Genomic DNA, 25404 nt, shown 5'->3' on the forward strand with positions numbered 1-25404 from the left:
CAGACTGCGATCACAACGCGCTGAATCGTGACGTTTTTTTAGGCAAAAAGGTCGGCGAATGCTGATTTAATCATCAGGTTTACTTAATAGTTACCTATAGGTAGAACTTATGGTAGGTAGAGCTTATGGATGCCGCAGAGCTGCGATAAGTAATGAAAACGCGGAAGTGTGCTGGCGGCGGCTCGGATAATAGAGATGATAACCGGCAAAAGCCGGACACCAGGCTTCAAGCACACGCACTAACCGGCCCTCAGCAAGGGCGTCCTGAACCGCATCTTCCGGGACGTACGCCAGCCCCAGACCGTTTTCGGCGGCATCAATGCGTTGCGGCAGGCTGTTGAGGATCAACTGGCCGTCAACCCGCACGCGCAGCTCACGTCCGTCCCGTTCAAATTCCCAGGCATATAATCCGCCGCGTGTGGGCAGGCGCATATTAATGCAGCGGTGCTGATCAAGCTGCTCCGGCGTTTCCGGTACCCCGAAACGATGCAAATAGTCTGCCGACCCGACGACCGCCATGCGCATGTCCGGGGCAATACGTATCGCAATCATATCTTTCGCCACCTGCTCACCCAGACGCACCCCCGCGTCAAAGCGGCCATCGACAATATCTGTCAGCCCATCGTCCACCGTGACTTCAACGTTGATGTCAGGATACTGCGCCATAAAGGGTTTAAGCACAGGCCACAGCACGGCAGACATGGCGTGCTCCCCGGCGGTTAGGCGAATATTCCCGGTAGGTCTGTCGCGGGTATCACGCAGCGCGGTAAGTTCCTGCTCGATCTCCAGCAGATGGGGGCTTAAGCGCATGAAGAGTTGCTCGCCGGCCTCGGTAGGGGCCACGCTGCGGGTGGTGCGGGTTAACAGACGGACTTCCAGCCTCGCTTCCAGATTGCGCATCGCGTGACTGAGCGCCGACTGAGATACCCCAAGCTGCGCCGCGGCGCGGGTAAAGCTGCGCTCCCGGGCGACAACCATAAAGGAGAGCAGATCGTTGAAGTTGTCTTTTAACATGGCGGCTTATCCTATTTATGAATTGAACTCATAGTTCCTTTCTGATTATGCACTCTAATGCTCCCCATGGCTTTACGCTACTGTTAACGCAATAGCAAACGAGGAGTAGATCATGAAAATTATCCGTAGCGGTTCGCTACCTTCCGTTCATGGGCCAGAGGCCTGGTTTACCGGCAGCGTGCGCATTGACGCACCTTTCCAGGCGACTGAACCGGCAAAAGTCGGCGGCGCGACCGTCACCTTTGAACCCGGCGCACGTACCGCCTGGCATACGCATCCTCTTGGACAAACGCTGATCGTGACGCAGGGGCGCGGCTGGTTACAGGAGTGGGGGAAAGAGGCGGAACCGCTGAATCAGGGTGATATCGCCTGGATCCCACCCGGCGTGAAGCACTGGCACGGTGCAAGCGTGCAGACGGCCATGACCCATATCGCCATCGCAGAAGCTGTCGACGGGAGCCCGGTGGCATGGCTGGAGAAGGTCACCGACGAGCAGTATCCGAACGAGTAGCGGTAAGCTATAGCTGATTTCCGGCAATCCAAATGTAAATTAATTGTTTCTCAGAGGTGAAATCCGCCTTTAATAATGACGACATGTTAAGTCAAACGAGAACGCAACATGTCATGGCGAATCAGCATTCTGGATAAAAGCCCCGTCGCAGAACACGAAACAGCCGCCGATGCGCTGGCGCGAACCTTAGCACTGGCGCAACAGGCAGAAACGCTGGGTTATCACCGCTTCTGGATTGCCGAACACCACAATACCCCGCAGCTTGCCAGCCCCTCGCCGGAGCTGCTGATTGCCTGGATCCTCGGGCAAACAAAACGTATTCGCGTGGGCTCAGGCGGCGTCATGCTGCAACATTACAGCCCCTATAAAGTCGCCGAAAATTTTAACGTACTGGCCGCCATTGCGCCGGGCCGGGTTGATCTGGGCGTTGGCAAAGCGCCCGGCGGTCTGCCGCTTTCTACCCGCGCCTTGCAGTACGGCCTAAATCCGCAGGAAAAAGGCAGCTTTACTGAACAACTGACGCAGCTTGATCGCTGGATCCGCCCTGAAAATCAGTCAGCGGAGGAGGACGTTCGCGCCACGCCGCTGCCGCCGGTGCCTGCCCGGGGATTTCTGCTGGGCGCCAGTACCGAAAGCGCGCTACTGGCGGCCTCCCTCGACTGGCATTTTGTCTTTGCCGCCCATCTGAACGGTGATCCTGAGCTGCTGCGCGAGGTCGTCACAGCGTGGCGTCAACACAGCGTCCGGGAGGTGATTGTGGCCGTGCAGGTCATTGTTGCCCCAACCCAGGCTGAGGCCGATGCGCTGGCGCAGAAGGTTGAAGTGTGGGGCGTGGAGCTGGTAAACGGACAGCGCGTCACCGTGGCCAGCGAAGAACAGGCCTACGCCTTTGCGCGGCAGGCGGGGAGTGAACCGGTGCGCATCGCGCGTCGGGCGCAGTCTCTGCTGGCCGGAACGGCGGCGTCGGTGCTTGAACAGCTCAACGCGCTGCATCAGCAGTGGGGGATTGACGAATTTATCATCGACACGCCGGTCGCTGATGGCGCAACGCGCGTGCAGTCACTGCGACTGCTGGCCGAGGCGCGATTTAACAGGGAGGTAACCGTATGAGCTTTAGCGAACAACTGATTGCCTGGCGCCGTGAGCTGCACCAGAACCCTGAACTCTCCGGTCAGGAGGTCGAAACAACGGCGCGTCTGCGCGAGTGGCTGACGGCGGCCGGGATTGCACCGCTGCCTTACGATCTCCAGACCGGGCTGGTTGCGGAGATCGGCACGGGCAACGCACTGGTTGCGCTGCGCGCCGATATCGACGCGTTACCCATCGACGAGCGCAGTGGGGTGCCGTTTAGCTCCCGGCGTGCGGGGGTGATGCATGCCTGTGGCCATGACATCCACACCAGCGTGATCCTCGGCGCTGCGTTAAAGCTAAAGGAGCGGGAAGCCTCGCTCAACGGTCGCGTGCGGATCCTGTTCCAGCCTGCGGAAGAGAATTTCGGCGGAGCAAAAAGTATGGTGCGGGCCGGGGCGTTACGTGACGTACGCGCGATTTTCGGAATGCATAACGAGCCTTCACTGCCGGTCGGCGAGTTTGCTACGCGCGGCGGCCCATTCTATGCGAACGTCGATCGCTTCGTTATTCATGTTACCGGCAAAGGCGCGCATGCCGCACGTCCCCATGAAGGCAACGACGCCATCGTGCTGGCAAGCCAGCTGGTGACCGCGCTGCAAAGCGTAGCCAGCCGTAACGTTAACACGCTGGATTCGGTCGTTCTGAGCGTGACGCGCATCGCCGGGGGGAATACCTGGAACGTGCTGCCGGAAAGCGTTGAGCTGGAGGGCACGCTGCGCACGCACCGCACGGAAGTGCAGCAGAACGTGAAAGCGCGCGTCGGTGAAATCGCCGCCGGATTTGCCAGCGCCTTTAGCGCGCAGATCAACATCACCTGGTACGCCGGACCCACCGCGCTGGTGAACGATGAGCACTGGGCCGGGTTTGCCACCTCGGTTGCGCGCGAAGCGGGATATGAAACCCGGCATGCGGAACTGCACATGGGCGGGGAGGATTTCGCGGTCTATCTGCAAAACATACCCGGCGCGTTTGTCAGCATTGGCAGCAACAGTCCGTTTGGGTTACATCACCCGGCATTTAACCCGGACGAAGCATTAATCGAACCCGCTGCCCGCTATTTTGCTCAGCTCGCGGAAAAAGCCCTGCAACACGTTTAATTAATTTGAGGTGAATATGTCTGCACATCGTCAATTGCGGCTGGGGACCATTTTGCATGGTGCATCCGGAAATATGTCTGCCTGGCGCCACCCGGCGGCGGTCGCGGATGCCAGCATTAATTTTGATTTCGTCAAAGAAACGGCTTTAAAAGCAGAAGAGGGCAAGCTCGACTTTATATTTGTGGCCGACGGTCTTTATATTAACGAGAAATCCATTCCGCATTTTTTAAACCGCTTTGAGCCGCTGACGGTGTTGTCCGCGCTGGCGAGTATCACCTCGCGCCTGGGGCTGGTCGGCACGTTATCCACCTCGTACAGCGAGCCTTTCACCGCTGCACGCCAGTTCGCCAGCCTCGATCACCTGAGCAACGGACGCGCAGGCTGGAACGTGGTGACGTCGCCGCTGGAAGGGTCAGCGAAGAACTTCTCCCGCGAAAAACACCCGGAGCATGCGCTGCGCTACCGCATTGCCGATGAGTATCTCGACGTGGTGAAAGGGCTGTGGGACTCCTGGGAAGGGGATGCCTTTATCCGGAATAAAGAGAGCGGACAGTTCTTTGATGCGTCGAAACTGCATACTCTGGATCACCACGGTGATTTCTTCCGGGTTTCTGGCCCGCTGAATATTGGCCGCACCCCGCAGGGACGTCCGATTGTCTTTCAGGCTGGTGCGTCCGACGACGGTAAAAAGCTGGCGGCAAAACATGCTGACGCGATTTTTACCCACCATGACACGCTGGAAGAAGCCCAGGCTTTTTACCGCGATGTTAAACAGCAGCTGGAAAGTCACGGCCGCCGCGCAGGGGATTTACATATATTCCAGGGCGTCAGCGTGATTGTTGGAAACGACGCCGATGACGTAGAAAACCAGTATCAAACCACGGCGGCACTGGTCTCCATTAATGATGCGCTGAATTACCTCGGACGTTATTTCGAGCATCACGACTTCAGCCAGTATTCCCTCGACGCGCCGTTCCCGGACATTGGCGATTTGGGCAAAAACAGCTTCCGCAGCACCACCGATGAAATCAAGCGTAACGCCCGTGAGCGCAACTTAACTCTGCGTCAGATCGCGCTGGAAGCCGCATCGCCGCGCCCGCGTTTTTCCGGCACACCGGAGCAGGTGGCCGATGGTTTACAGGCCTGGTTCGAGGAGAAGGCGGCGGATGGCTTCATCATTCAGGGCGGTACGCCGGACACCTTCCCGCGCTTTGTCGACCAGGTGGTCCCCCTTTTACAGGCGCGCGGCCTGTTCCGCACCGACTATCCCGGCACCACGCTGCGCGAAAGTCTGGGCTTAGACGAGCCCAAAAATCAGTTCACACAACAATAAAAGAGAAAAACGCTATGCAGAAATCATCGCTTATTCTGGCGCTTGCGCTGGCCTTTACCCCTGTCGTCTGGGCAGAGAACGTCAATATTAACGGCACCGGCGTGAGCATTGAGGCCAATAAAACGCCGATCAATACCGCCAAAAACAGCGATGCGATCGCGCAACTGCCGAAAGACTATCGCTTTGCCGTGCCGGGGAAATTTACCGTGGCGGTGGCGGGACTGAATCAACCGCCGCTGACGGTCTTTTCCGACGACAACAAGACCCTGCTGGGAAGTGAGGTCGACATTGCGCGTCTGGTGGCGGACAGCCTTGGGCTGGAGCTGAACGTGGTTCCCACCTCCTGGGAGGACTGGCCGCTGGGGGTGGCCTCCGGGAAATACGATGCGGCTATCAGCAACATCACCGTCACCAAAGCGCGCAAAGAGAAGTTCGACTTCGCCACCTATCGCAAGGATTCACTTGGCTTCTACGTGAAATCCACCAGTCCCATCAACTCGCTTGTGAAGGCAGAGGATATCGCCGGGCTGCGCATCATCGTGGGTTCCGGCACCAACCAGGAAGCCATTCTGCTGGCATGGAACGAAGAGAACCTCAAAAAAGGGCTTAAACCCTTTACGCCGATCTACACCAAAGACGACGCGGCCCAAACGCTGGCGCTTCAGTCCGGACGCGCGGACGCCTACTTTGGCCCGAACGTGATCGGCGCCTGGAAAGCGGCGCTCAACGGTAAAACCAAACTTGTCGGCAGCGTCGACGGCGGCTGGCCGAAGGCGGCGCATATCGCGGTGACGCTGAAAAAAGGCAGCGGCCTGGTCGAACCGGTTCAAACCGCGCTGAACGGCGCGATCAAGAACGGAGATTACGAAAAGGTGCTGAACCGCTGGGGGGAAGGCGTGGAGCGTATCTCCAGTTCCGAAGTTAACCCGGCGGGTCTGGGCGATTAAGGAGGCGCTATGCAGGAACAATTTCGTGACGTTTCGCCGGAAGATGCCGATCTTCAGCCCATTATCGCGGGGCTTTTCGGTGAGTACGCCGCTCGTTACGGCGACTACTTTTCAAAGGATGCGGAAGTCGAGCTGACAGAGTGGTACCTGGCGCCGCAGGGGCTGTTTATCGTCCTGGAGCGCGATGGCGAGATCATCGCCACCGGGGCGTACAAGCCCTTCGACGAACATACCGCAGAGATCAAACGTATCTGGACGAATAAAACGCTGCGCCAGCAGGGACTGGCCGCGCGCGTGGTACAGGAGCTGGAGCGCCGGGCGGTGCTGGCGGGTTACAGCCACATCTACCTGACTACGGGGTTTCGTCAGCCGGAGGCGGTGCGGCTCTATCTCAGTCAGGGGTATCAGCCGCAGTTCGATCTCAACCGCGACCCGGAAGAGTATAGCCAGCCGCCGTTCGACGGTCGGCTGCGTTTCACCAAGACGCTGATCCGCGAAGCGCTCAGCAAAACCGCATAAGGAGCGACGATGAGCAACGTTGAAACCATAAAAGTGGTCCCGGCACGTTATCCGCTGCGCGCTGCTGGCGCCGTGGTGGCGCTGTTTGTGCTGGCTGTCGTGATCCAGTCCGTGGCCTTTAATCCGCGCTGGGAGTGGGCGGTATTTGCCCGCTGGTTCTTTGACCCGGTGATCCTTGAAGGCGTCGGACAGACGCTGCTGCTGACGTTGATAAGCACCGTACTGAGCGTGGTGATTGGCGGCATGCTGGCGCTGGCGCGGCTCTCGTCATCATGGCTGTTGAGCAGCCTGGCGTGGGGTTACATCTGGCTGTTCCGATCGCTGCCGCTGATCGTGGTACTGATTATCCTCTATAACTTCTCCTATCTCTACGACACGCTCTCTCTCGGCGTGCCTTTTACCGGCATTACCTGGGGCAGCTTTGAAACCATCAACGTTCTCGGGCAGTTTTCTACCGCCATCGTGGGGCTGACGCTGGTGCAGAGCGCCTATACTGCGGAGATCATTCGCGGGGGCTTCCTTGGGGTCGACCACGGTCAGTATGAGGCGGCCGCTGCGCTGGGTCTGCCGGCGTGGCGTCGCACCGTGCGCATAATTCTCCCCCAGGCGCTGCGCACCATCCTGCCGTCCGGGTTTAACGAAATCATCAGCCTCGCCAAAGGGACGGCGATGGTTTACGTGCTGGCGATGCCGGAACTGTTCTACACGATCCAGATGATCTACAACCGCACCCAGGAGGTGATCCCGCTGTTGATGGTGGGGGCCGTCTGGTATCTGGTGATCACCACCGTACTGTCTGCCATCCAGCATGTTATTGAGCGTGGACTCGCCCGCAGCGAGCGCCGCTCCGCCGTAAACCAGAGCCGGGCGACCAGCCGCGCGCGTTCCGTCACCACTTCGTCAGCACAGGAGCCCGTTCATGCAAGCCTCTCCTGAAGGACACATTTCCATAACCGGCGTCAGTAAGTTTTTTGGCCGACATAAAGCGCTCGATAACGTCACGCTTGAGATCCCACCGGGCTCCGTGACGGTGATCCTCGGACCCTCTGGATCGGGAAAATCGACGCTGCTGCGCACTATTAACCATCTGGAGCGCGTAGACGAAGGCTTTATCCAGATTGACGGGGATTACATCGGCTATCGCCGTCAGGGTGACAAACTCTACGAGCTCAAAGAGAAAGAGATCCTCAAACAGCGCGTCAACGTTGGGTACGTGTTTCAGAACTTCAATCTTTTTCCGCATCTTACGGTGCTGGAAAACCTGGTTGAAGCACCCATCGCGCATAAAAAGTTCAGTAAAAAAGAGGCTATTGAAAACGCCTACAGCCTTCTGGATGTGGTAGGTCTGCGCGATAAAGCCGATGCCTGGTCGCGTCACCTCTCCGGCGGCCAACAGCAGCGCATTGCCATTGCCCGCGCGCTGGCGCTGCGCCCGCGCGTGATGCTGTTTGATGAACCAACCTCGGCGCTGGATCCGGAACTGGTTGGCGAAGTGCTGGACGTGATTAAAAAGCTCGCCCGCTCCGGCACTACGCTGGTGGTGGTCACCCATGAGATCGGCTTTGCACGGGAAGTGGCGGACCAGGTGGTATTTATGGTCGACGGTAAAATTGTGGAGCAGGGCAGCAGCGACGACGTGTTAAACCGACCGTCGCATCCGCGAACGCGCCAGTTCCTCTCAAAAGTGCTGTAAGGAGCGCAGATGAAATATGGACTCCTGGCGGGGCTGGTCTTCACGACAGCGAGCCACGCCAGCATTGATTTAAAGGCCAACGAACAGCCGCTGCCAGTGACGGTTGATCAACAGGCAGTGGCGAAAATCCCTGCGAACTATAAATTTGTTGAGCCGGGTACCCTCACGGTGGCGATTTCAGCCCTGAATTCTCCGCCGCTGGCGCTGCTGGCCAGTGATAACCGCACCCGTATTGGCAGCGACCCGGATATCGCCCGGTTACTGGCGGGCAGTCTGGGGCTGAAGCTGAAGCTGGTGCCAACGGCGTGGGAAGACTGGCCGCTGGGGATCACTTCCGGGCGCTATGACGTGGCGTTGGTGAATATCGCCGTCACCGAGCAACGTAAGGAGAAGTTCGATTTTGCAACCTATCGCGTCGATTCCCTGGCCTTCTCGGTGAAATCCACCAGCAACGTACAGTCGATCACCAGTGCGAAAGATCTGGCCGGTAAAAAGGTGATTGTCGGGTCAGGCACCAATCAGGAACGTATTCTGCTGGGCTGGAACGAAGAGAATAAAAAGGCCGGACGCGAGCCTGCGTTGCCGGTTTATCTGACCGACGACGCCTCAGGCAATCTCTATATTCAGTCCGGCAGGGCGGATGTCTTCTTTGGACCGCAGTCCGTTTCGGCCTACAAAGCCGCGTTAACCGGCAAAACCCGCGTCGTGGGATTAGGCCCGAAGAAAGCCTATGTCGCCACCACAACCAAAAAAGGCAATGGGCTGGTGTATGCGTTGCAGGCTGCGCTGGACGGTGCGATTAAGCGCGGGGATTATCAAAAGGTGCTGGCGCGCTGGGGGGAAGCGGGCGAAGCGGTGACGTCTTCAGACGTTAATCCACCCGGGATAACCTACTAATGGTGCTCTATACCCTAAATAATTCGAGTTGCAGGAAGGCGGCAAGGGAACGAATCCCCGGGAGCGTACATAAGTACGTGACTGGGGTGAGTGAATGCAGCCAACGCACCTGCAACTTGAAGTATGACGGGTATACACTTAGGGTTTTCATCCCTGAGGAGGCAACATGATCAAACTCTATGGCGTACCCGGCTGGGGATCGGCAATCAGTGAGGTGATGCTGACTCTGGCAGACATCCCGTATCAGTTCGTCAACGTGGATGGGTTTGACCAGCCCGGCCCGCAGCGCGAATTGCTGTTGAAACTGAACCCGCTGTGCCAGGTGCCGACGCTGGAGCTGGAAAATGGGGCGATCGTGACGGAAACCGCGGCGATCGCCCTGATGGTGCTCGACAGACGACCCGACCTCGCGCCGCCCGTTGGGCAGGCCGAGCGCCAGCAGTTTCAGCGCCTGCTCATCTGGTTTGTGGCGAACGTCTATCCCACCTTTACGTATGCAGATTACCCGGAACGCTGGGTGCCTGATGCCCCGGAACAGCTGAAGAAAAACTGTATTGAGTACCGGAAATCCCTCTATCTGTGGTTTGACAGCCAGCTCAGCGCCTCGCCTTATGCCTTTGGCCAACAGCTTACGCTGCTTGACGTCTATATTGCCGTCGTGCGTACCTGGGGGCCAGGTCATGAGTGGTTTACCACCAACGCACCTAATATCACCGCCATCGCGGATGCCGTCTGCGCGTTGCCAGAACTGCACAAGGTGCTAAAAGCTAACGACATAATCTGATAACGTGGAACGCTAACCTATAAAAGGAGCCCTGCCCATGCCTCACGTTGATATCAAATGTTTTCCACGCGATCTGACTGACGAACAAAAAACGGCCCTGGCGGCGGATATCGCCGAAACAATAGTCCGTCATCTGAACAGCAAAGATCGCTCAATCTCCGTGGCGCTTCACGAAGTACAGGAAGCTGACTGGAAGGCGCAGGTCTGGGATACCGAGATTGGACCTAAACTGGATGAACTGATTAAGAAGCCCGGCTATTCGATGTAACTCGCCTGCCGGGTGGTGCAGTATCACCCGGCGATCCCCGCCTTTCATTCCTTTCGCAAAAATCGATAATAAACAGCACAACGTTTCCGCTACAATTCACTCCTCCAAACAATATTCGTTAAATCAGCAGGTAAGCACTACAACTGCACCAGATTAAGTACAGATAGTAAAAGGATAATTTTTTCATGACAAAATTACCTCGGTTTTCACTCGCCTTTATGCATCCTCGTTACTGGCTCAGTTGGGCAGGCATTGCTGCGCTCTGGGGCACGGTTCAGCTTCCGTATCCGCTTCTGTTAAAAGCAGGGCACGGACTCGGGCGTCTGGCCATGCGTCTGCTTCCACGCCGCGTGGAAATCGCCAGACGAAATCTTGAGCTTTGCTTTCCGGAGATGAAAGAGGGTGAGCGCGAGCGTTTGCTTGAGCGTAATTTTGAATCGGTTGGAATGGGCGTCATCGAAACGGGCATCGCGTGGTTCTGGCCTGACTGGCGCGTGCGCAAACACTTCAGCGTGACCGGCTACGAACATATGGAACAGGCAAGGGCGCAAGGAAGGGGCGTGGTGCTCATTGGCATGCATTTTCTCACGCTGGAATTAGGCGCACGCATCTTTGGCATGCTCAACGCGGGTATTGGCGTCTATCGTCCCAACAACAATGCGTTGCTCGACTGGCTACAGACGCGCGGTCGTCTGCGTTCCAATAAAACCATGCTCGACCGTTACGATTTGAAGGGCATGATCCGCGCGCTTAAGCAAAATGAGATCCTTTGGTATGCCCCGGATCACGACTATGGAAAAACGAATAGCGTGTTTGTGCCGTTTTTTGCCGTCCCGGACGCCGCGACAACTGCCGGGAGCTATATGCTGGTGAAAAGTGCCAGACCGGCCGTGATCCCGTTTGTACCACGCAGAAAAGCAGACGGCACAGGGTATGAGCTGATTATCCTGGACGATATTAGCGATACCTTGCAGGGAGGCGATAAAGTGGCCGTGGCTACGCAGATGAACAGGGCAATTGAGCGTGCGGTGATGATGGCACCCGAGCAATATATGTGGCTGCATCGTCGCTTCAAAACGCGTCCTGAAGGGCAACCGGACCGGTATGCGCGAAAAAAACAGGTCCAGTCCTCAGTCAGAACTTTCTCTGCCAGCGATATGTCGGATCGGTCGAGTATCCAGCAGTAGCACAGGGGGCGGATGCCGTTGCGCTCCGCCCTTTATAAAATCTGCGCCGCTGGATAGAATTACCGCATCCACCTTGTCGGGATGCAAAATATGACCGGAAGAGTCGACTATCACCTTGAAAAATATCTCCTCACCGAAGTCGCCGAGCCAGAACGTCTGACCCGCCAGTGGGCAGAAGTGATGCGCGAGTGTCGCGAGCAAAAATCCGGTGCGGAAGAGCGTTTGCGTCTCGCGCTGCTGAATGTGGATTATGTGACCAGCTTTGAGCTTCCCTTCCGGTTACTCCTCACCCGCGCCCCGCAGTTGATTGATGGGATCAGAAATGAGTTCCAGCTCAGTCAAAAAAATGTCCTGTTCAATGGCAAGCGGTTTGGCTGCGTTTACAGCCTTAAACAGGACCTGGAAGGCGTTCCTGACGAATTTACCTATCACCTGAAAACGCGAATCCAGCGAAGCGACAGCACTGGCGGAAGTGAAGTACCTTACCGGCAAATTGCACAGCAGGTGAAAGCGCCCAGGGAACGACTCAAACTGGCACTCGAAAATGGACTATCTGTAACGGCGCTCGACGGGCTTTTCTGGTTTGGCATTCAGCGCATCGCGGCCGATGTGCAGAGGCTAAGAAAAACGGGCACGAGGATTGTGACGTCAGAGACTGAGGTGTTTGATACGCTAACGATGACAACCCGGCGGATCCCTGTCTACAGCCTGACGCAGCCGGAATGAGCCTCGGTCGCTGAATCGTCGAACGTCTCAGAGAAAACAAAAAAAGACGGTAAGCTCTTTCTCAGATATACCGTGCTTCAGCAAAGCTTTCATTGACATTATGCCCCTTAGAAAGAGGGGCGTTTCACGCGATGGCATTGCTACTCAGCAAATGCCCGCAATGCCTCGCCATCAAGACGATAGCGTACCCATTCGGACTGCGGTACCGCGCCGATGCTCAGATAAAAATCAATTGCAGACTGGTTCCAGTCAAGCACGCTCCATTCCAGCCGGCCGCAGTGACGTTCCACTGCGCATTGCGCGATATTTTTAAGCAGTGCTTTTCCCGCACCCTTGCTGCGGTATTCCGGGGAGACATACAAATCTTCCATATAGATGCCGTTGCGACCAAGCCAGGTGGAATAGCTGGTGAAAAAAACGGCATACCCCACAGCATGGCCTGCATATTCGGCAACCAGCGCTTCGGTTTTACTGTCTGCACCAAACAGCGTTTTACGGATTTCGTCCGGCGTGGTGACCACTTCTTCTGGCGCTTTTTCATAGACTGCGAGTTCGTAAATCATATCGTATATTGCCGCTGCATCTTCAGGTCGCGCCTGACGAATCGTAATGCTCATTCCTTTCCCTTTATCTTTGTTTGTAGTTGATGGGGATAAGCATAAAGGCTAATGTCAGAAGAATTAAGTGCAATGAAATCAATAAATGATGAATATTATGCATCCAGCCTTAAGGCGCCTTGATTTAAACCTTCTGCCGGTTTTTGACGCGATTTATCGCCACAGTTCCATTCGACTTGCGGCAGATGAGCTGGCGATGAGCACCTCGGCGCTCAGCCATGCCCTGTCACGGCTGCGTGTTTCGCTCAACGACCCGCTGTTCTACCGGGAAGGACATCGAATGTGTCCCAGCGTCTATGCCACCCAGCTTGCGCCAGTTATTGCATCGGCCCTGAAATATCTCGACCAGGAGCTGTCGCCGCAGCCGGAATTTGATCCTGCTATCAGTACAGCGTGTTTGCAGATCGCGATAACGGACTTTACCGCGTTCTGCATATTCCCTGCGCTCATGAATACGCTTCAACATGCGGCGCCTGGCTTGCGTCTGGAATTACGATATTTGCCGCACAGCCCGGCGTTGACGGAATTACTGGCAGGAGAGGTGGATCTGGCCCTGGGATTCAGCACCATTGAGGATCGCCGGTACCCGGAGCTGGAAGAGATCAGCTGGTTCGAAGATGAATATGTGGTGATTAGCAATGCGAGCCGGAGCGCGCTCACGCTGGAGGATTATCTCGCCGCCCGGCATCTTGTGGTTACGCCGTGGAATGAGAAGCAGGGGGTGCTGGATTTGCAGCTGGAACGCATGGGTTATACCCGACACATTGCGATCAAAACCCCGTCTATGCTCAGCGCCCCGTTTGTTATTGCAGAAAGCGATCTGCTGATGGCGTTACCTCGATTCGCCGCTGAAAAGCTGCTGCCAGCTACCCGTATTAAAATTTTTGATTTACCGTTCCATATCAGTCCGTTTGAAGTAAAAATTTATTCGCACAAGCGCAGCGGGAAACGAGGCGTTACGAACTGGCTCAAAGCTACGCTGCGCGCGCTGGCCGAAAGGCAACAGTCAGTGCGCTTATGATTTCGACTGTAACAGGATCGCCATCAGCCCCGGAAAGCGGGCGTCCAGATCTTCTCTTCTCAGTGAAATCATATTCTCGCGCCCCTGCGGGCGCTGCCAGATCACGCCGCTGTCGCGCAGTACACGCCAGTGGTGAGTCATGGTTGATTTCACCACCTCGTCCGGGCGCAGCGCGTTGCAGCTCAGCTCACTGCCGTCGGCCAGCCGTCGAATAATCGCCAGCCGCAGCGGATTGCCGAGGGCGAACAGCACATTTTCCAGCAGTATTTGTTCTGGTTCCGGGTGGTTTGGGATCATCGTTTTCCTGCGTCTCGCGTGAGATTGAGCTATATCAACAATAGGTCAACCGTTAAAAAATAGTTCGATAATACTCGTACAATAGGACTATTATAACAAACGAACAAACACGCGACTATCCTGGTCGTCACAAACCCGTCATGAAGACGTAAGGAAATATCATGCCCCGACCCATTCCACTCGAACGTTATCGCAACATCGGTATCTCCGCGCATATCGATGCGGGCAAAACAACCACCACTGAGCGCATCCTGTTTTACACCGGGATGAGCCACAAGCTGGGTGAAGTACACGATGGCGCGGCAACCACCGACTGGATGGCGCAGGAGCAGGAGCGCGGGATCACCATTACGTCGGCGGCGGTGAGCTGTTTTTGGCCCGGCATGGACAGAGGCTTTGAACCGCACCGCATCAATATTATCGACACCCCCGGGCATGTGGATTTCACCATTGAGGTGGAACGTTCCATGCGTGTGCTCGACGGCGCGGTGATGGTTTATGACTCCGTCGGCGGCGTGCAGCCGCAGTCGGAAACCGTCTGGCGTCAGGCGAATAAATATCACGTCCCGCGTCTGGCATTCGTCAACAAAATGGACCGCCCGGGTGCGGATTTCTTCCGCGTGGTGCGGATGATGCAGGAGCGGCTGAAAGCTAATCCGGTCCCGATTGTGATCCCCGTGGGCGCAGAGGAACACTTCACCGGCGTGGTTGATCTCATCAAGATGCGCACCATTCTTTGGGATGATGCGACCCAGGGCATGGCGTTCACCTACGCGCCGGTGCCCGACGATCTGCTGAGCACCGCGCAGACGTGGCGAGAAAAAATGGTCTCGTCTGCGGCAGAAGCCAGCGATGAGCTTATGGATAAGTACCTTGAGACGGGCGAACTGGATGAAGCTGAAATCATCAAAGGGCTACGGATCCGGACGATCTCCGGTGAAATACAGCCCATGCTGTGCGGCAGCGCTTTCAAGAACAAGGGTGTGCAGCGCATGCTCGACGCGGTGATTGAATTGATGCCGTCTCCACTGGACGTGCCCGCTATTGATGGGGTAGACGAAGATGGACAGCACGCCGAGCGCCACCCAAGCGATGATGAACCATTCTCTGCGCTGGCCTTCAAGCTGATGAGCGATCCGTACGTCGGACAGTTGACCTTTATTCGCGTCTATTCCGGCATACTGCGCAAAGGCGACGCGGTGTATAACCCGGTGAAGGGCAAAAAAGAGCGAATCGGGCGCATCGTGCTGATGCATGCCAACGACCGCCATGAGGTGGACGAGTTGCGCACAGGGGATATCGCAGCCTGTGTCGGGCTGAAAGACGTCACCACCGGTGACACGCTGACCGACCCGAATGCGGTGATCACCCTTGAACGGATGGAGTTCCCGGACCCGGTTATTTCGCTGGCGATTGAGCCGAAAACCAAGGCCGATCAGGAGAAAATGGGGATTGCCCTACAGCGCCTGGCGGCGGAGGATCCGTCTTTCCGTCTGCACACGGACGAAGAGTCCGGTCAGACCATTATCTCCGGGATGGGCGAACTGCATCTCGAAATCATCGTTGACCGCATGAAGCGTGAGTTTGGCGTTGAGGCAAACATTGGTCGTCCGCAGGTCACCTACCGTGAAACCCTGCGTAAAGCGGTGAAGGATATTGAAGGTAAATTTGTCCGACAGTCCGGCGGGAAAGGGCAGTACGGTCATGTGGTCCTGAGTCTGGAGCCGTTAGCAGCCGGAAGTGGTTTTGTGTTTGAAGATGCCACCAAAGGCGGGGTAGTGCCGCGGGAGTACATCCCGTCGGTGGAAAAAGGCTTGCGAGAAGCCATGAATACGGGTGTGCTGGCGGGCTATCCGGTTGTCGATGTGAAAGCGACCCTGACGTTTGGTTCCTACCATGACGTTGACTCCTCGGAGATGGCCTTCCGCATGGCGGCGATCCTCGGCTTCAAAGAGGGCGCGCGGCGGGCGGATCCGGTTATTCTTGAGCCGGTGATGCACGTTGAGGTGGAAACGCCGGAAGAGTATGCCGGGAACATTATGGGCGATCTCTCCTCCCGTCGCGGCATGGTGCAGGGGATGGCAGAGCAGTACGGCAGCCAGATTATTCGCGCTGACGTCCCGCTGGCTGAAATGTTTGGCTACGCCACCACGCTGCGCTCGATGTCCCAGGGGCGCGCGACGTATACGATGGAGTTCCATCATTTTGCGGAAGCTCCGCGGAATGTGGCGGATGAGATTATTGCGAAGCGCGTGAAGAGTTAATTAATTGCACATGGTAGTCATTTGGCTACCATGTGCCTTTATTATTACGACAGGGAGTTTATGCCTGTTACTTAATTAGCGTCGCCGAGCGCACTTTCCATTTTCCTTGCTCTTCAACGAGACAATCTGCAATAACATGATCTTGCTTCTTACCAAATGCGACATAGACGTTTGTGCAAACGGCGTCACAATCAGAATGTAAGACGGTTATCTGATTCCAGTCATCATCCCAGTCCTGCGCTTTGATAAACATATCCGCATCGGGCATATCTTTGTCGTTACTGTCGCCAGAGTACATTTCTTTAATTGCTGCAATGGTCCTTGAGGCTACGTACTCGTTCATAATGTCTGGATTGAGTACGGGCGGTTTGTTCTGATCTAACTGCGCTATATACCATTGATTGAATTTAAGCGCCGCCTGACCCGGTGCATAAATGTTTTCTGCGGCCGCGAGCGGAGAAAGGGCGAAAATTAAAAAGTAGAGTGGTTTCATTAATCATGCCTGAACAGTTCGTAATGAGGTTGTATGTTGCGGTAAGCCTGCATTGACTAATGTGCGCCCCATATCTTTTGCCAGACGCGTGTTGGGGATTTTTAATCGACCACCCGCTCTGATCGCTTCTGTTACGTAACGAGCACAATAACCCGTGCTGCTGGGTTGCGCGTGTGATTTCGCATATGATATTGCGCCATCTTTGTTCCATGACATGGATATTTCCTTTACGAAAGATTGTTTATGCAACAGCTTCTGAAATATCCTCCGTTTAACATCGTTATGATAAACATAAAATGCCATAGAAATTTTATATAATTCAGATGGGTATAATTAAAAAATCAATCCAGCGCCTTCACCATCTTCCCACTCGTCACAAACGTCCCGGCCCCCAGATGATGCAGCGTATTCAGCTTATCCCCGTCAAACTGCCAGCGTCCGGAGACAAATGCGCGTTCATCTGCCGCGGCGGAAACCACTTCGCCAAACAGGGTGTCATATTTCTCGGCCGCAGAAGTGACAGGTAATAACCGACACTCCATCCACGCCAGACATTTCTCTTCTATAACCGGCAGACCAAGCTCAGGGCCATGAATAACCGGGATCCCGTAGCAGTTAAATTTATCCTCGTCGCGCCCGCTGACGCTGCCGACCGCCCAGGTCCAGTTGGCTGCCGCCACGCCGGGGATCACAATGCCGAATTTCCCGCTGCGTTCGATCAACTCCCGTGACCACGCGCTTTTGTCTACCACGATCGCGATACGCGGGGGTTCAAATTCCACCGGCATAGACCATGCGGCGGCCATGACGTTGCGACGATCGATGGTCTCATCCCGGCTGGTGATGAGCACGGTTGGACCGTGATTCAGAAGACGGCTGGCATGACGTAATTCAACAGGACGAAAGTGGCTCATAGGATCTCCTCATGTACACGATGAGTATGCCGAAAAAGCACTTTTGCGCATATGCATAAGGGAAAATAGTTTATAAACAGGGGATATCACATCATGGAGCAAATCATGTCCCCATTTCTGAGTGCTTATTTTGCCCGCACGGGCTGGCAGCAGCCCGTACAGGTTAATATCGATACCCTGCGGGGGCTCCATTTACACCATAACTGCGCGATCCCTTATGAAAATATTGACGTCGTTTTGCCGCGGGAAATCCATTTGGACGACGGGTGTCTGGTGGATAAACTGGTCACCGCGCGTCGGGGGGGATATTGCTTCGAGCAAAATGGCCTGTTTGAGCGGGTGTTGCGCGAAGTTGGGTTTACGGTACGCAGCGTGCTGGGGCGGGTTGTGCTGGCGAATCCGTCGCAGATGCCGCCGCGCACGCACCGGTTGCTGCTGGTTGAGCTGAACGGCGAGCGCTGGATCGCCGATGTGGGATTTGGCGGACAAACGCTGACGGCGCCGATTCGTTTGATCGCCAACGAGGAGCAGAAAACCCCGCACGGGAGTTATCGTTTGCTGAGCGAGGGTAACGACTGGGTACTGCAATTCCGCCATCACGAGCACTGGCAGTCAATGTACCAATTTGACCTGGGGACGCAGTACTTCAACGATTACGTGATGGGTAACTTCTGGTCGGCGCACTGGCCTCAGTCCCATTTTCGTCATCACCTGCTGATGTGTCGCCATCTGCCGGACGGGGGCAAGCTGACGCTGACCAACTTTAATTTTACCCACTGGCAGAACGGTCATGTGGAGGAGCAGATCCATTTGCCGGATGCGGAGGCGCTATATAAGCTGATGCAGGAGCGGTTTGGCCTGGGCGTTGATGACCCGAAGCACGGCTTTACACTGGCAGAGCTGACGGCAGTAATGGCAGGGTTTGATACGCATCCGCAGGCAGGGAAATAGCCCGGTGGCGACTACGCCTTACCGGGCCTACGGGCGTGTGAACGTAGGTCGGGTAAGGCGTAGCCGCCACCCGACAAATCAACGGCGCGATCTCACCACCTGATACCGACGCGTGAAGTACTCAAACGGCGCGCTCCACACGTGCACCAGGCGGGTGAACGGGAAGATGAGGAAGATTGTCATCCCCAGCACCAGATGCACGCGGAAGATCGGCGCGACGCCGCTCAGCATTTCCGACGAGCCGCCCTTAAACGTGACGATCCCCTGCGCCCAGCCGACCAGCTTCATCATCTCGCTTCCGTCAGGGTACTGAGCGGAGAAAGGAATGGTCGACAGCCCAAGGATGCACTGAAGCAGCAGGATACTCATGATGATAATATCCGGCGTGGTGGACGTGGCGCGCACCCGCTGGTTGAACAGGCGACGGATCAAAAGCATCGACCCACCGATCAGCGTCAGCACCCCGCAAATACCTCCCGCAATCATGGCTAACTGCTGTTTAACCGCGACGGGTAAAAACCAGGCGTACATCCAGTGCGGGGTTAACATGCCGAACAGGTGCCCGAAGAAGATCCCCAGAATCCCAATATGAAACAGGTTCGAAGCCCAGTTCATCCCGCGCTTGCTGAGCATCTGGCTTGATGACGCCCGCCAGGTGTACTGCCCATAGTCGTAGCGCAACCAACTGCCGAGGAAGAAGACGGTGGCGCAGATGTACGGATAAATGTCATAGAAAAACACGTTCAGGTAATGAGTCATTTTGGGCCTCCGGCGCTGACGTCCACGTACTGCGGCGCGACGTCCTGGCTAAAGCGTCGTTGATATTGCTGCATCGGCGAACTGTCGCACGATGTGGCGTTGTCTTCGATAAACTTGACCTGTTCCTCTTCCCACACGGCGTCCAGCGCCTGACGGGTATCATCACGTTTTTCACCGGATACCTGTTTCGCCACGCTGTCGCTGGAAAGCCGTGTTTCCGCCAGCGACAGCAGGGCGTCAAACAGCTGGTAATGCGCTACCTCGCGCTGTTTCAGGCGGCCTCCAATCAGCGCCAGTATAGGCGCGACGTTTTGCAGCCCTTCACGCGCCTCGTCGTCGCTGACGATACTGAGATATTCCAGATAGAGCGGCAGATAGTCCGGCAGCTCGCGGCAATCCAGCTCCAGCCCGGCTTTCTCATACTGGCTCATCAGGTCGACCATCGCCTGACCGCGATCGCGGGACTCGGCGTGAACGTGCTCGAACAGCAGTAGTGAAGTCGCGCGCCCCCGCTCGAAAACTTCACACCATTCGGCCTGCTTATCCAGCAGCGGGGCGCTCAGGTGCTGCTGCGCAAACGGCAGTAGCATGGGCGCATCCTGTTCCACCAGGGAAAGCGCTTCTTCACGGTTATCCCAAAGCAGCTCATCGGGATACTCAATCAGTAGCGCGATGATTTTAAGGATCTGCATTATTCTCCCTCCCCGTGATCGCGCACCTCGGTAATGTTGATCGCGTCGATGCGGCTGCTGTTGAAGAGGTTGAACCTGGTGTCGGAGCCGTGACAGCCGTCACCGAAGGTGAAGCCGCAGCCGTTTTTCTCAGGGAAGGCGTCGCGCGCCATTTCGCGGTGGCTGGTCGGGATCACGAAGCGGTCTTCGTAGTTAGCGATGGCCAGATAGCGGTACATCTCCTCAACCTGCGCTTCGGTCAGGCCCACTTCCTCAATGGCGCGGGTATCGGTCACGCCTTCCACCGTCTGGGAGCGTTTGTAGTGGCGCATCGCCATCATGCGCTTCAGAGCGCGCAGCACCGGGCCGGTATCGCCCGCGCTGAGCATATTTGCCAGGTATTGCACCGGGATGCGCAGGCTTTCGACCGCAGGCAGTACACCGTCGCTCTGCGGCAGACCACCCGCGTCCGCGTAGGACTGAATCGGTGACAGCGGCGGCACATACCAGACCATCGGCAGGGTGCGGTATTCCGGATGCAGCGGCAGGGCGAGCTTCCAGTCCATCGCCATTTTGTAAACCGGGGAACGCTGCGCTGCGTCGATGACGTTCTGCGGGATGCCCTGCTTCAGGGCTTCTTCAATCACCGCCGGATCGTTCGGGTTAAGGAACACGTCGCACTGGCGCTCATACAGATCGGTTTCATGCTCGGTGCTGGCCGCCTCTTCAATACGGTCCGCGTCATACAACAGCACGCCAAGGTAGCGGATGCGTCCAACGCAGGTTTCTGAGCAGACGGTCGGCTGGCCGGACTCGATGCGCGGATAGCAGAAGATGCACTTCTCTGACTTGCCGCTTTTCCAGTTGAAGTAGATTTTCTTGTACGGACAGCCGCTGATGCACAGTCGCCAGCCGCGGCATTTGTCCTGGTCGATCAGCACAATGCCGTCCTCTTCGCGTTTGTAAATCGCACCGCTCGGGCAGGTGGCAACGCAACTCGGGTTGAGGCAATGCTCGCACAGGCGCGGCAGGTACATCATGAAGGTATTTTCGAACTGACCGTACATCTCTTTCTGGATCTTCTGAAAGTTTCGATCGCGGGCGCGTTTTTCGAACTCGCCGCCCAGCAGCTCCTCCCAGTTTGGTCCCCAGACGATCTTATCCATCCGCTTACCGTCAATCAGCGAGCGGGGGCGGGCGGTAGGGAGGTGATCCCCCTCCGGGGCGCGGTGAAGATCCTGGTAATCGAAGGTGAAAGGTTCATAGTAATCGTCAATCTGCGGCAACACGGGGTTGGCGAAAATTTTCGACAGGACGCCCATTTTTCCGCCGAGGCGCGGGGTCAGCTTGCCGTGAATACTGCGGATCCATCCGCCTTGCCACTCATCCTGATCTTCCCAGTTTTTCGGATAGCCGATACCCGGTTTGGTTTCGACGTTATTAAACCACGCATACTCCATCCCTTCGCGCCCGGTCCAGACGTTCTTACAGGTGACCGAGCAGGTGTGGCAGCCAATGCATTTATCGAGATTCAGTACCATGCCAACCTGTGAGCGTATTTTCATTTTTTCGCCTCCTGAACCTGATCCCGACCTTCGCCGTCCAGCCAGTTAATGTTTTTCATTTTGCGGATCATAATGAACTCGTCGCGATTCGAGCCGACGGTGCCGTAATAGTTAAAGCTGTACGCCAGCTGCGCGTAGCCGCCAATCATGTGGGTCGGTTTCGGACAGACGCGGGTGACCGAGTTGTGGATCCCGCCGCGCCGTCCGGTCACTTCTGACCCCGGAATGTTCAGAATGCGCTCCTGAGCGTGGTACATCATGGTCATGCCCGGCGGCACGCGCTGGCTAACCACCGCGCGGGCGGTGAGGGCGCCGTTGGCGTTGAAGGCTTCGATCCAGTCGTTGTCCTCAATCCCCAGCTCGCGCGCGTCGGTTTCGCTGATCCAGACGATTGGCCCCCCGCGTGACAGGGTCTGCATCAGCAGGTTTTCGCTGTAGGTGGAGTGAATGCCCCATTTCTGGTGCGGCGTCAGGAAGTTAAGCGCTTTTTCCGGGAAGCCGTTCGGCGGGATCTCGCGCATGTGGGTGACGCTGCGGGTATCAATCGGTGGACGATAGGCCACCAGACTTTCACCGAAGGCGCGCATCCAGGTGTGATCCTGATACAGCTGCTGGCGGCCGGAAATCGTGCGCCACGGGATCAGCTCGTGAACGTTGGTATAGCCTGCGTTATACGACACGTGCTCGCTCTCAAGGCCAGACCACGTTGGGCTGGAGATAATTTTGCGCGGCTGCGCCTGAATATCGCGGAAGCGAATTTTCTCGTCTTCTTTGTTCAGCGCCAGATGGGTGTGATCGCGCCCGGTCAGTTCGCCGAGGGCCTCCCAGGCTTTGACCGCGACCTGACCGTTGGTTTCCGGCGCAAGAGCGAGGATCACCTCTGAAGCATCAATGGCGGTTTCAATGCGCGGTCGGCCTTTGGCCGGGCCGTCGAGCTTGACGTAATTGAGCTTGCCGAGGAAATCGACTTCGTTTTGCGTGTTCCACGATATGCCTTTTCCGCCGTTGCCGAGCTTGTCCAGCAGCGGACCGAGAGAAGTGAAGCGCTCGTAGGTTTCCGGATAGTTGCGCTCGACGACCGCAATGTTTGGCGCGGTTTTACCGGGGATGAGATCGCACTCGCCTTTGCGCCAGTCCAGAATATCAAAAGGCTGCGACAGTTCCGCCGGGGAGTCATGCTGTAGCGGCTGTAGCACCACGTCAGTTTCGGTGCCGAGATGCCCGACGCACACTTCAGAGAAGACTTTGGCGATGCCTTTGTAGATCTCCCAGTCACTGCGGGACTCCCACGCGGGGTCAACGGCGGCAGAGAGCGGGTGAATAAACGGATGCATGTCCGAGGTATTCATATCGTCTTTTTCATACCAGGTGGCGGTCGGCAGGACGATATCGGAGAACAGGCAGGTGCTGGACATACGGAAATCGAGCGTCACCAGCAGATCCAGCTTGCCCTCAATGGCGGCGGTTTGCCATTCCACCTCTTCAGGTTTGACATCATCCGTTGAGCCTAAATCCTCGCCCTGAATCCCGCTCTCGGTGCCAAGCAGGTATTTTAGCATGTACTCATGGCCTTTTCCGGACGAGCCAAGCAGGTTAGAACGCCAGACAAACAGGTTGCGCGGGTGGTTCATGCCGTTGTCCGGCTGTTCGCAGGCAAAGCGAATATCGCCCGATTTTAACGCCTGCACGGTGTAATCCTGCGGCGACATCCCGGCGGCGTCGGCGCGGGCCTTAACGTGCAGCGGGTTGAGGTTGAGCTGCGGCGCGGAAGGGAGCCAGCCCATGCGCTCGGCGCGGACGTTGAAATCAATCAGGTGACCGGTGAATTTCGACGCGTCTGCAAGAGGAGAAAGCAGCTCCTGTGCGGTGAGCTTCTCATAGCGCCACTGGCTGGCGTGGTTGTAGAAGTAAGAGGTGCTGTTCATCTGGCGCGGCGGACGGTTCCAGTCCAGTGCGAAGGCCAGCGGCAGCCAGCCGGTTTGCGGGCGCAGTTTCTCCTGGCCGACATAGTGCGACCAGCCGCCGCCGCTCTGCCCGACGCAGCCGCAAAAGACCAGCATGTTGATCATCCCGCGGTAGTTCATGTCCATGTGGTACCAGTGGTTCACACCGGCCCCGAGGATGATCATCGAACGACCATGGGTTTTGTGCGCCGTGTCGGCAAATTCACGGGCGATTTTTTCTATCAGGTAAGCGGGTACGCCGGTAATTTGTTCGCCCCAGGCCGGGGTGTAGGCTTTGATCTCGGCGTAGTTTGCCGCCGCGTTACTGTCTTCCAGACCGCGATCGAGGCCGTAGTTTGCGAGGACCAGATCGTACACGCTGACCACGCGTCTCTGGCTGCCGTCGGCCAGCGTCAGGGTTTTACTCGGTACGCGGCGCGTCAGCACCGGCTCCTGCTTCACGCTGCGGAAATGCGGGTTCTCGTTGCCCCCGAAGTAAGGGAAGGCCACGTCTGCCACACTGTCGTGGGTGATGAGCAGGGAAAGCGTCAGCTCGGTCTCCTGTCCCGCGGCCAGCGACTCCAGGTTCCATTTGCCTTTTTCGCCCCAGCGGAAACCGATAGAGCCGTTCGGCGCCACCAGATTTCCGGCGACGTCAAAGGCGATGGTTTTCCACTCCGGATTATTGGTTTCACCCAGCCCGTCGGCCAGATCCGACGCGCGCAGCATGCGGCCCGGCACCACGCGACCGTCAGCCTGTTCATCCAGCAGGACCAGCATCGGCATGTCGGTGTAGCGGCGGCAATAGTTGAGGAAGTAATCGCTCGGGTTATCAAGGTGGAACTTTTTGAGGATCACATGCCCCATCGCCATGGCGAGGGCGCTGTCGGTACCCTGTTTTGGGGCCAGCCACTGGTCGCTGAGCTTCGCCACCTCCGAGAAATCCGGCGTAATGGCGACGGTCTTGGTGCCTTTGTAACGCACTTCGGTAAAGAAGTGGGCGTCCGGGGTACGCGTCTGCGGCACGTTCGAGCCCCAGGCAATGATATAGCTGGAGTTGTACCAGTCCGCCGATTCCGGCACGTCGGTCTGCTCGCCCCAGGTCATCGGCGATGCCGGAGGCAAATCGCAGTACCAGTCATAGAAGCTCAGGCAGGTGCCGCCGAGCAGAGAGAGATAGCGCGTACCGGCGGCATAAGAGACCATCGACATGGCCGGGATAGGGGAAAAACCGGCTACCCGATCCGGGCCGTAATTTTTGATGGTCCAGACGTTGGCGGCAGCAATCAGCTGGTTAAGCTCTTTCCAGTTTGAGCGGATAAACCCGCCTTTACCGCGCGCCTTTCTGTAGCTTTGCGCTTTCTGTGGATCGTTCTGAATGGCATCCCAGGCCAGCACTGGATCGGTATGCTGCGCCAGCGCCTCGCGCCAGAGTTCGATCAGCCTGCGGCGTACCAGCGGGTACTTGAGACGGTTGGCGCTGTAGAGATACCAGGAGTAGCTTGCGCCACGCGGGCAGCCGCGCGGTTCGTGGTTAGGCAGGTCGGGGCGGGTACGCGGGTAGTCGGTCTGCTGGGTTTCCCATGTCACCAGGCCATTTTTGACATAAATCTTCCAGCTACAGGAGCCGGTGCAGTTAACGCCGTGGGTGGATCGCACAATCTTGTCGAACTGCCAGCGCTGACGGTAGCTGTCCTCCCAGTCGCGGTTGGTGTGGTACACCTGGCCGTGCCCATCGGCGAAACTGTCGCCTTTTGTTTTGAAGTAACGGAAGCGGTCCAACAGTTTGCTCATGACATTTC

At 56.8% G+C, this 25404-nt stretch carries 24 protein-coding genes and 1 pseudogene; 15 read left to right on the forward strand and 10 right to left on the reverse strand.

The genetic code is table 11. The features are described 5' to 3' along the window. Positions 1-123: 123 nt before the first annotated feature. Positions 124-1014 carry a LysR family transcriptional regulator gene (locus ACNQ0T_RS02625; RefSeq protein WP_417929512.1) on the reverse strand — a complete coding sequence of 297 codons (891 nt, stop codon included), beginning with the start codon at positions 1012-1014 and terminating at the stop codon, positions 124-126. A 112-nt stretch (positions 1015-1126) separates the two neighbouring features. Between ACNQ0T_RS02625 and ACNQ0T_RS02630 the strand changes: the two genes are divergently transcribed. The 12 genes and pseudogenes from ACNQ0T_RS02630 to ACNQ0T_RS02685 all read left to right on the forward strand — a co-directional run bounded on the left by ACNQ0T_RS02630 (position 1127) and on the right by ACNQ0T_RS02685 (position 12107). Further along, the gene (locus ACNQ0T_RS02630) at positions 1127-1525 is read left to right on the forward strand and encodes a cupin domain-containing protein (protein ID WP_032624190.1); all 399 of its coding nucleotides are present in this window, start codon (positions 1127-1129) and stop codon (positions 1523-1525) included. A 108-nt stretch (positions 1526-1633) separates the two neighbouring features. After that, the gene (locus tag ACNQ0T_RS02635) at positions 1634-2635 is read left to right on the forward strand and encodes an MsnO8 family LLM class oxidoreductase (protein ID WP_063163010.1); all 1002 of its coding nucleotides are present in this window, start codon (positions 1634-1636) and stop codon (positions 2633-2635) included. Next, the gene (locus ACNQ0T_RS02640) at positions 2632-3753 is read left to right on the forward strand and encodes an amidohydrolase (RefSeq protein WP_017382285.1); all 1122 of its coding nucleotides are present in this window, start codon (positions 2632-2634) and stop codon (positions 3751-3753) included. The genes ACNQ0T_RS02635 and ACNQ0T_RS02640 overlap by 4 nt, the downstream gene beginning before the upstream one ends. Before the next feature lie 16 nt (positions 3754-3769). Then, positions 3770-6033 (forward strand): annotated as a pseudogene (locus tag ACNQ0T_RS02645) (NtaA/DmoA family FMN-dependent monooxygenase). Between the two features lie 9 nt (positions 6034-6042). Further along, positions 6043-6552: a GNAT family N-acetyltransferase gene (locus tag ACNQ0T_RS02650; protein ID WP_048965889.1), complete on the forward strand. Its 510-nt coding sequence runs from the start codon at positions 6043-6045 to the stop codon at positions 6550-6552. A gap of 9 nt (positions 6553-6561) precedes the next feature. Beyond that, positions 6562-7488 (forward strand): amino acid ABC transporter permease, encoded by a 927-nt coding sequence (locus tag ACNQ0T_RS02655; RefSeq protein ID WP_022648227.1) that lies wholly within the window; start codon positions 6562-6564, stop codon positions 7486-7488. After that, on the forward strand, positions 7472-8245 hold the full coding sequence (locus ACNQ0T_RS02660; RefSeq protein ID WP_022648226.1) for an amino acid ABC transporter ATP-binding protein: 774 nt from the start codon (positions 7472-7474) through the stop codon (positions 8243-8245). Before ACNQ0T_RS02655 ends, ACNQ0T_RS02660 begins: the two co-directional genes overlap by 17 nt. A 9-nt stretch (positions 8246-8254) precedes the next feature. Then, on the forward strand, positions 8255-9142 hold the full coding sequence (locus ACNQ0T_RS02665) for a transporter substrate-binding domain-containing protein (protein WP_022648225.1): 888 nt from the start codon (positions 8255-8257) through the stop codon (positions 9140-9142). A 166-nt stretch (positions 9143-9308) separates the two neighbouring features. Then, positions 9309-9926, forward strand: a complete 618-nt coding sequence (locus ACNQ0T_RS02670; protein WP_022648224.1) for a glutathione S-transferase family protein — start codon at positions 9309-9311, stop codon at positions 9924-9926. 37 nt (positions 9927-9963) lie between these two features. Next, on the forward strand, positions 9964-10194 hold the full coding sequence (gene pptA, locus ACNQ0T_RS02675; RefSeq protein ID WP_022648223.1) for a tautomerase PptA: 231 nt from the start codon (positions 9964-9966) through the stop codon (positions 10192-10194). A gap of 185 nt (positions 10195-10379) precedes the next feature. Next, complete coding sequence (locus ACNQ0T_RS02680) at positions 10380-11381, forward strand: Kdo(2)-lipid IV(A) acyltransferase (protein WP_161177212.1); 1002 nt, start codon at positions 10380-10382, stop codon at positions 11379-11381. Between the two features lie 90 nt (positions 11382-11471). After that, complete coding sequence (locus ACNQ0T_RS02685; protein ID WP_022648221.1) at positions 11472-12107, forward strand: helix-turn-helix domain-containing protein; 636 nt, start codon at positions 11472-11474, stop codon at positions 12105-12107. Positions 12108-12247: 140 nt separating this feature from the next. Here the strand turns inward: ACNQ0T_RS02685 and ACNQ0T_RS02690 are convergent, their stop codons facing one another. Next, the gene (locus tag ACNQ0T_RS02690) at positions 12248-12724 is read right to left on the reverse strand and encodes a GNAT family N-acetyltransferase (protein ID WP_022648220.1); all 477 of its coding nucleotides are present in this window, start codon (positions 12722-12724) and stop codon (positions 12248-12250) included. Between the two features lie 85 nt (positions 12725-12809). Between ACNQ0T_RS02690 and ACNQ0T_RS02695 the strand changes: the two genes are divergently transcribed. Continuing rightward, positions 12810-13745: a LysR family transcriptional regulator gene (locus tag ACNQ0T_RS02695; RefSeq protein ID WP_063200158.1), complete on the forward strand. Its 936-nt coding sequence runs from the start codon at positions 12810-12812 to the stop codon at positions 13743-13745. On the opposite strand, the gene ACNQ0T_RS02700 is transcribed toward ACNQ0T_RS02695, so the two are convergent. Further along, the gene (locus ACNQ0T_RS02700) at positions 13740-14042 is read right to left on the reverse strand and encodes an ArsR/SmtB family transcription factor (RefSeq protein ID WP_022648218.1); all 303 of its coding nucleotides are present in this window, start codon (positions 14040-14042) and stop codon (positions 13740-13742) included. The two genes, ACNQ0T_RS02695 and ACNQ0T_RS02700, sit on opposite strands and share 6 nt — an antisense overlap. Positions 14043-14203: 161 nt before the next feature. Here ACNQ0T_RS02700 and fusA point away from each other — a divergent pair, with 161 nt between their 5' ends. Continuing rightward, positions 14204-16306, forward strand: a complete 2103-nt coding sequence (gene fusA, locus ACNQ0T_RS02705; protein WP_023300184.1) for an elongation factor G — start codon at positions 14204-14206, stop codon at positions 16304-16306. A 67-nt stretch (positions 16307-16373) separates the two neighbouring features. Here fusA and ACNQ0T_RS02710 read toward each other — a convergent pair whose 3' ends face one another. The 3 genes from ACNQ0T_RS02710 to ACNQ0T_RS02720 form a co-directional block, all read right to left on the reverse strand. Continuing rightward, positions 16374-16799: a DUF3828 domain-containing protein gene (locus ACNQ0T_RS02710; RefSeq protein ID WP_063200164.1), complete on the reverse strand. Its 426-nt coding sequence runs from the start codon at positions 16797-16799 to the stop codon at positions 16374-16376. 3 nt (positions 16800-16802) lie between these two features. Further along, positions 16803-17015 carry a hypothetical protein gene (locus ACNQ0T_RS02715; RefSeq protein WP_223862043.1) on the reverse strand — a complete coding sequence of 71 codons (213 nt, stop codon included), beginning with the start codon at positions 17013-17015 and terminating at the stop codon, positions 16803-16805. A 125-nt stretch (positions 17016-17140) separates the two neighbouring features. Continuing rightward, entirely contained in the window at positions 17141-17713 is a 573-nt protein-coding gene (locus ACNQ0T_RS02720; protein WP_045622528.1) for a flavin reductase family protein, read from the reverse strand. 105 nt (positions 17714-17818) lie between these two features. Here ACNQ0T_RS02720 and nhoA point away from each other — a divergent pair, with 105 nt between their 5' ends. Next, on the forward strand, positions 17819-18664 hold the full coding sequence (nhoA, locus tag ACNQ0T_RS02725) for an N-hydroxyarylamine O-acetyltransferase (protein WP_161177213.1): 846 nt from the start codon (positions 17819-17821) through the stop codon (positions 18662-18664). A 78-nt stretch (positions 18665-18742) separates the two neighbouring features. Here nhoA and narI read toward each other — a convergent pair whose 3' ends face one another. From narI to ACNQ0T_RS02745, 4 genes are read right to left on the reverse strand one after another with little or no spacing between them, the layout of a single operon-like run. Then, positions 18743-19423 carry a respiratory nitrate reductase subunit gamma gene (gene narI / locus ACNQ0T_RS02730; protein WP_022648214.1) on the reverse strand — a complete coding sequence of 227 codons (681 nt, stop codon included), beginning with the start codon at positions 19421-19423 and terminating at the stop codon, positions 18743-18745. Beyond that, positions 19420-20115 carry a nitrate reductase molybdenum cofactor assembly chaperone gene (gene narW, locus ACNQ0T_RS02735; protein WP_022648213.1) on the reverse strand — a complete coding sequence of 232 codons (696 nt, stop codon included), beginning with the start codon at positions 20113-20115 and terminating at the stop codon, positions 19420-19422. Before narW ends, narI begins: the two co-directional genes overlap by 4 nt. Beyond that, positions 20115-21659, reverse strand: a complete 1545-nt coding sequence (gene narH / locus ACNQ0T_RS02740) for a nitrate reductase subunit beta (RefSeq protein WP_023306263.1) — start codon at positions 21657-21659, stop codon at positions 20115-20117. The genes narW and narH overlap by 1 nt, the downstream gene beginning before the upstream one ends. Continuing rightward, positions 21656-25396 (reverse strand): nitrate reductase subunit alpha, encoded by a 3741-nt coding sequence (locus ACNQ0T_RS02745; RefSeq protein WP_161177214.1) that lies wholly within the window; start codon positions 25394-25396, stop codon positions 21656-21658. The genes narH and ACNQ0T_RS02745 overlap by 4 nt, the downstream gene beginning before the upstream one ends. Positions 25397-25404: the final 8 nt, after the last annotated feature.

Source organism: Enterobacter cloacae complex sp.6700776 (assembly GCF_048284255.1).
GTDB classification, from domain to species: domain Bacteria; phylum Pseudomonadota; class Gammaproteobacteria; order Enterobacterales; family Enterobacteriaceae; genus Enterobacter; species Enterobacter intestinihominis.

What these genes read in the sequence shown, in the direction of transcription:
- ACNQ0T_RS02670 (WP_022648224.1), top strand. Translation starts at nt 9,309, where the DNA reads ATGATCAAACTCTATGGCGTACCCGGCTGGGGATCGGCAATCAGTGAG.
- narW (WP_022648213.1), bottom strand. Translation starts at nt 20,115, where the DNA reads ATGCAGATCCTTAAAATCATCGCGCTACTGATTGAGTATCCCGATGAG.
- ACNQ0T_RS02685 (WP_022648221.1), top strand. Translation starts at nt 11,472, where the DNA reads ATGACCGGAAGAGTCGACTATCACCTTGAAAAATATCTCCTCACCGAA.
- ACNQ0T_RS02625 (WP_417929512.1), bottom strand. Translation starts at nt 1,014, where the DNA reads ATGTTAAAAGACAACTTCAACGATCTGCTCTCCTTTATGGTTGTCGCC.
- ACNQ0T_RS02635 (WP_063163010.1), top strand. Translation starts at nt 1,634, where the DNA reads ATGTCATGGCGAATCAGCATTCTGGATAAAAGCCCCGTCGCAGAACAC.
- ACNQ0T_RS02700 (WP_022648218.1), bottom strand. Translation starts at nt 14,042, where the DNA reads ATGATCCCAAACCACCCGGAACCAGAACAAATACTGCTGGAAAATGTG.
- ACNQ0T_RS02715 (WP_223862043.1), bottom strand. Translation starts at nt 17,015, where the DNA reads ATGTCATGGAACAAAGATGGCGCAATATCATATGCGAAATCACACGCG.
- ACNQ0T_RS02680 (WP_161177212.1), top strand. Translation starts at nt 10,380, where the DNA reads ATGACAAAATTACCTCGGTTTTCACTCGCCTTTATGCATCCTCGTTAC.
- fusA (WP_023300184.1), top strand. Translation starts at nt 14,204, where the DNA reads ATGCCCCGACCCATTCCACTCGAACGTTATCGCAACATCGGTATCTCC.
- ACNQ0T_RS02660 (WP_022648226.1), top strand. Translation starts at nt 7,472, where the DNA reads ATGCAAGCCTCTCCTGAAGGACACATTTCCATAACCGGCGTCAGTAAG.
- narI (WP_022648214.1), bottom strand. Translation starts at nt 19,423, where the DNA reads ATGACTCATTACCTGAACGTGTTTTTCTATGACATTTATCCGTACATC.
- ACNQ0T_RS02665 (WP_022648225.1), top strand. Translation starts at nt 8,255, where the DNA reads ATGAAATATGGACTCCTGGCGGGGCTGGTCTTCACGACAGCGAGCCAC.
- narH (WP_023306263.1), bottom strand. Translation starts at nt 21,659, where the DNA reads ATGAAAATACGCTCACAGGTTGGCATGGTACTGAATCTCGATAAATGC.
- ACNQ0T_RS02745 (WP_161177214.1), bottom strand. Translation starts at nt 25,396, where the DNA reads ATGAGCAAACTGTTGGACCGCTTCCGTTACTTCAAAACAAAAGGCGAC.
- pptA (WP_022648223.1), top strand. Translation starts at nt 9,964, where the DNA reads ATGCCTCACGTTGATATCAAATGTTTTCCACGCGATCTGACTGACGAA.
- nhoA (WP_161177213.1), top strand. Translation starts at nt 17,819, where the DNA reads ATGTCCCCATTTCTGAGTGCTTATTTTGCCCGCACGGGCTGGCAGCAG.
- ACNQ0T_RS02650 (WP_048965889.1), top strand. Translation starts at nt 6,043, where the DNA reads ATGCAGGAACAATTTCGTGACGTTTCGCCGGAAGATGCCGATCTTCAG.
- ACNQ0T_RS02640 (WP_017382285.1), top strand. Translation starts at nt 2,632, where the DNA reads ATGAGCTTTAGCGAACAACTGATTGCCTGGCGCCGTGAGCTGCACCAG.
- ACNQ0T_RS02695 (WP_063200158.1), top strand. Translation starts at nt 12,810, where the DNA reads ATGATGAATATTATGCATCCAGCCTTAAGGCGCCTTGATTTAAACCTT.
- ACNQ0T_RS02710 (WP_063200164.1), bottom strand. Translation starts at nt 16,799, where the DNA reads ATGAAACCACTCTACTTTTTAATTTTCGCCCTTTCTCCGCTCGCGGCC.
- ACNQ0T_RS02655 (WP_022648227.1), top strand. Translation starts at nt 6,562, where the DNA reads ATGAGCAACGTTGAAACCATAAAAGTGGTCCCGGCACGTTATCCGCTG.
- ACNQ0T_RS02690 (WP_022648220.1), bottom strand. Translation starts at nt 12,724, where the DNA reads ATGAGCATTACGATTCGTCAGGCGCGACCTGAAGATGCAGCGGCAATA.
- ACNQ0T_RS02630 (WP_032624190.1), top strand. Translation starts at nt 1,127, where the DNA reads ATGAAAATTATCCGTAGCGGTTCGCTACCTTCCGTTCATGGGCCAGAG.
- ACNQ0T_RS02720 (WP_045622528.1), bottom strand. Translation starts at nt 17,713, where the DNA reads ATGAGCCACTTTCGTCCTGTTGAATTACGTCATGCCAGCCGTCTTCTG.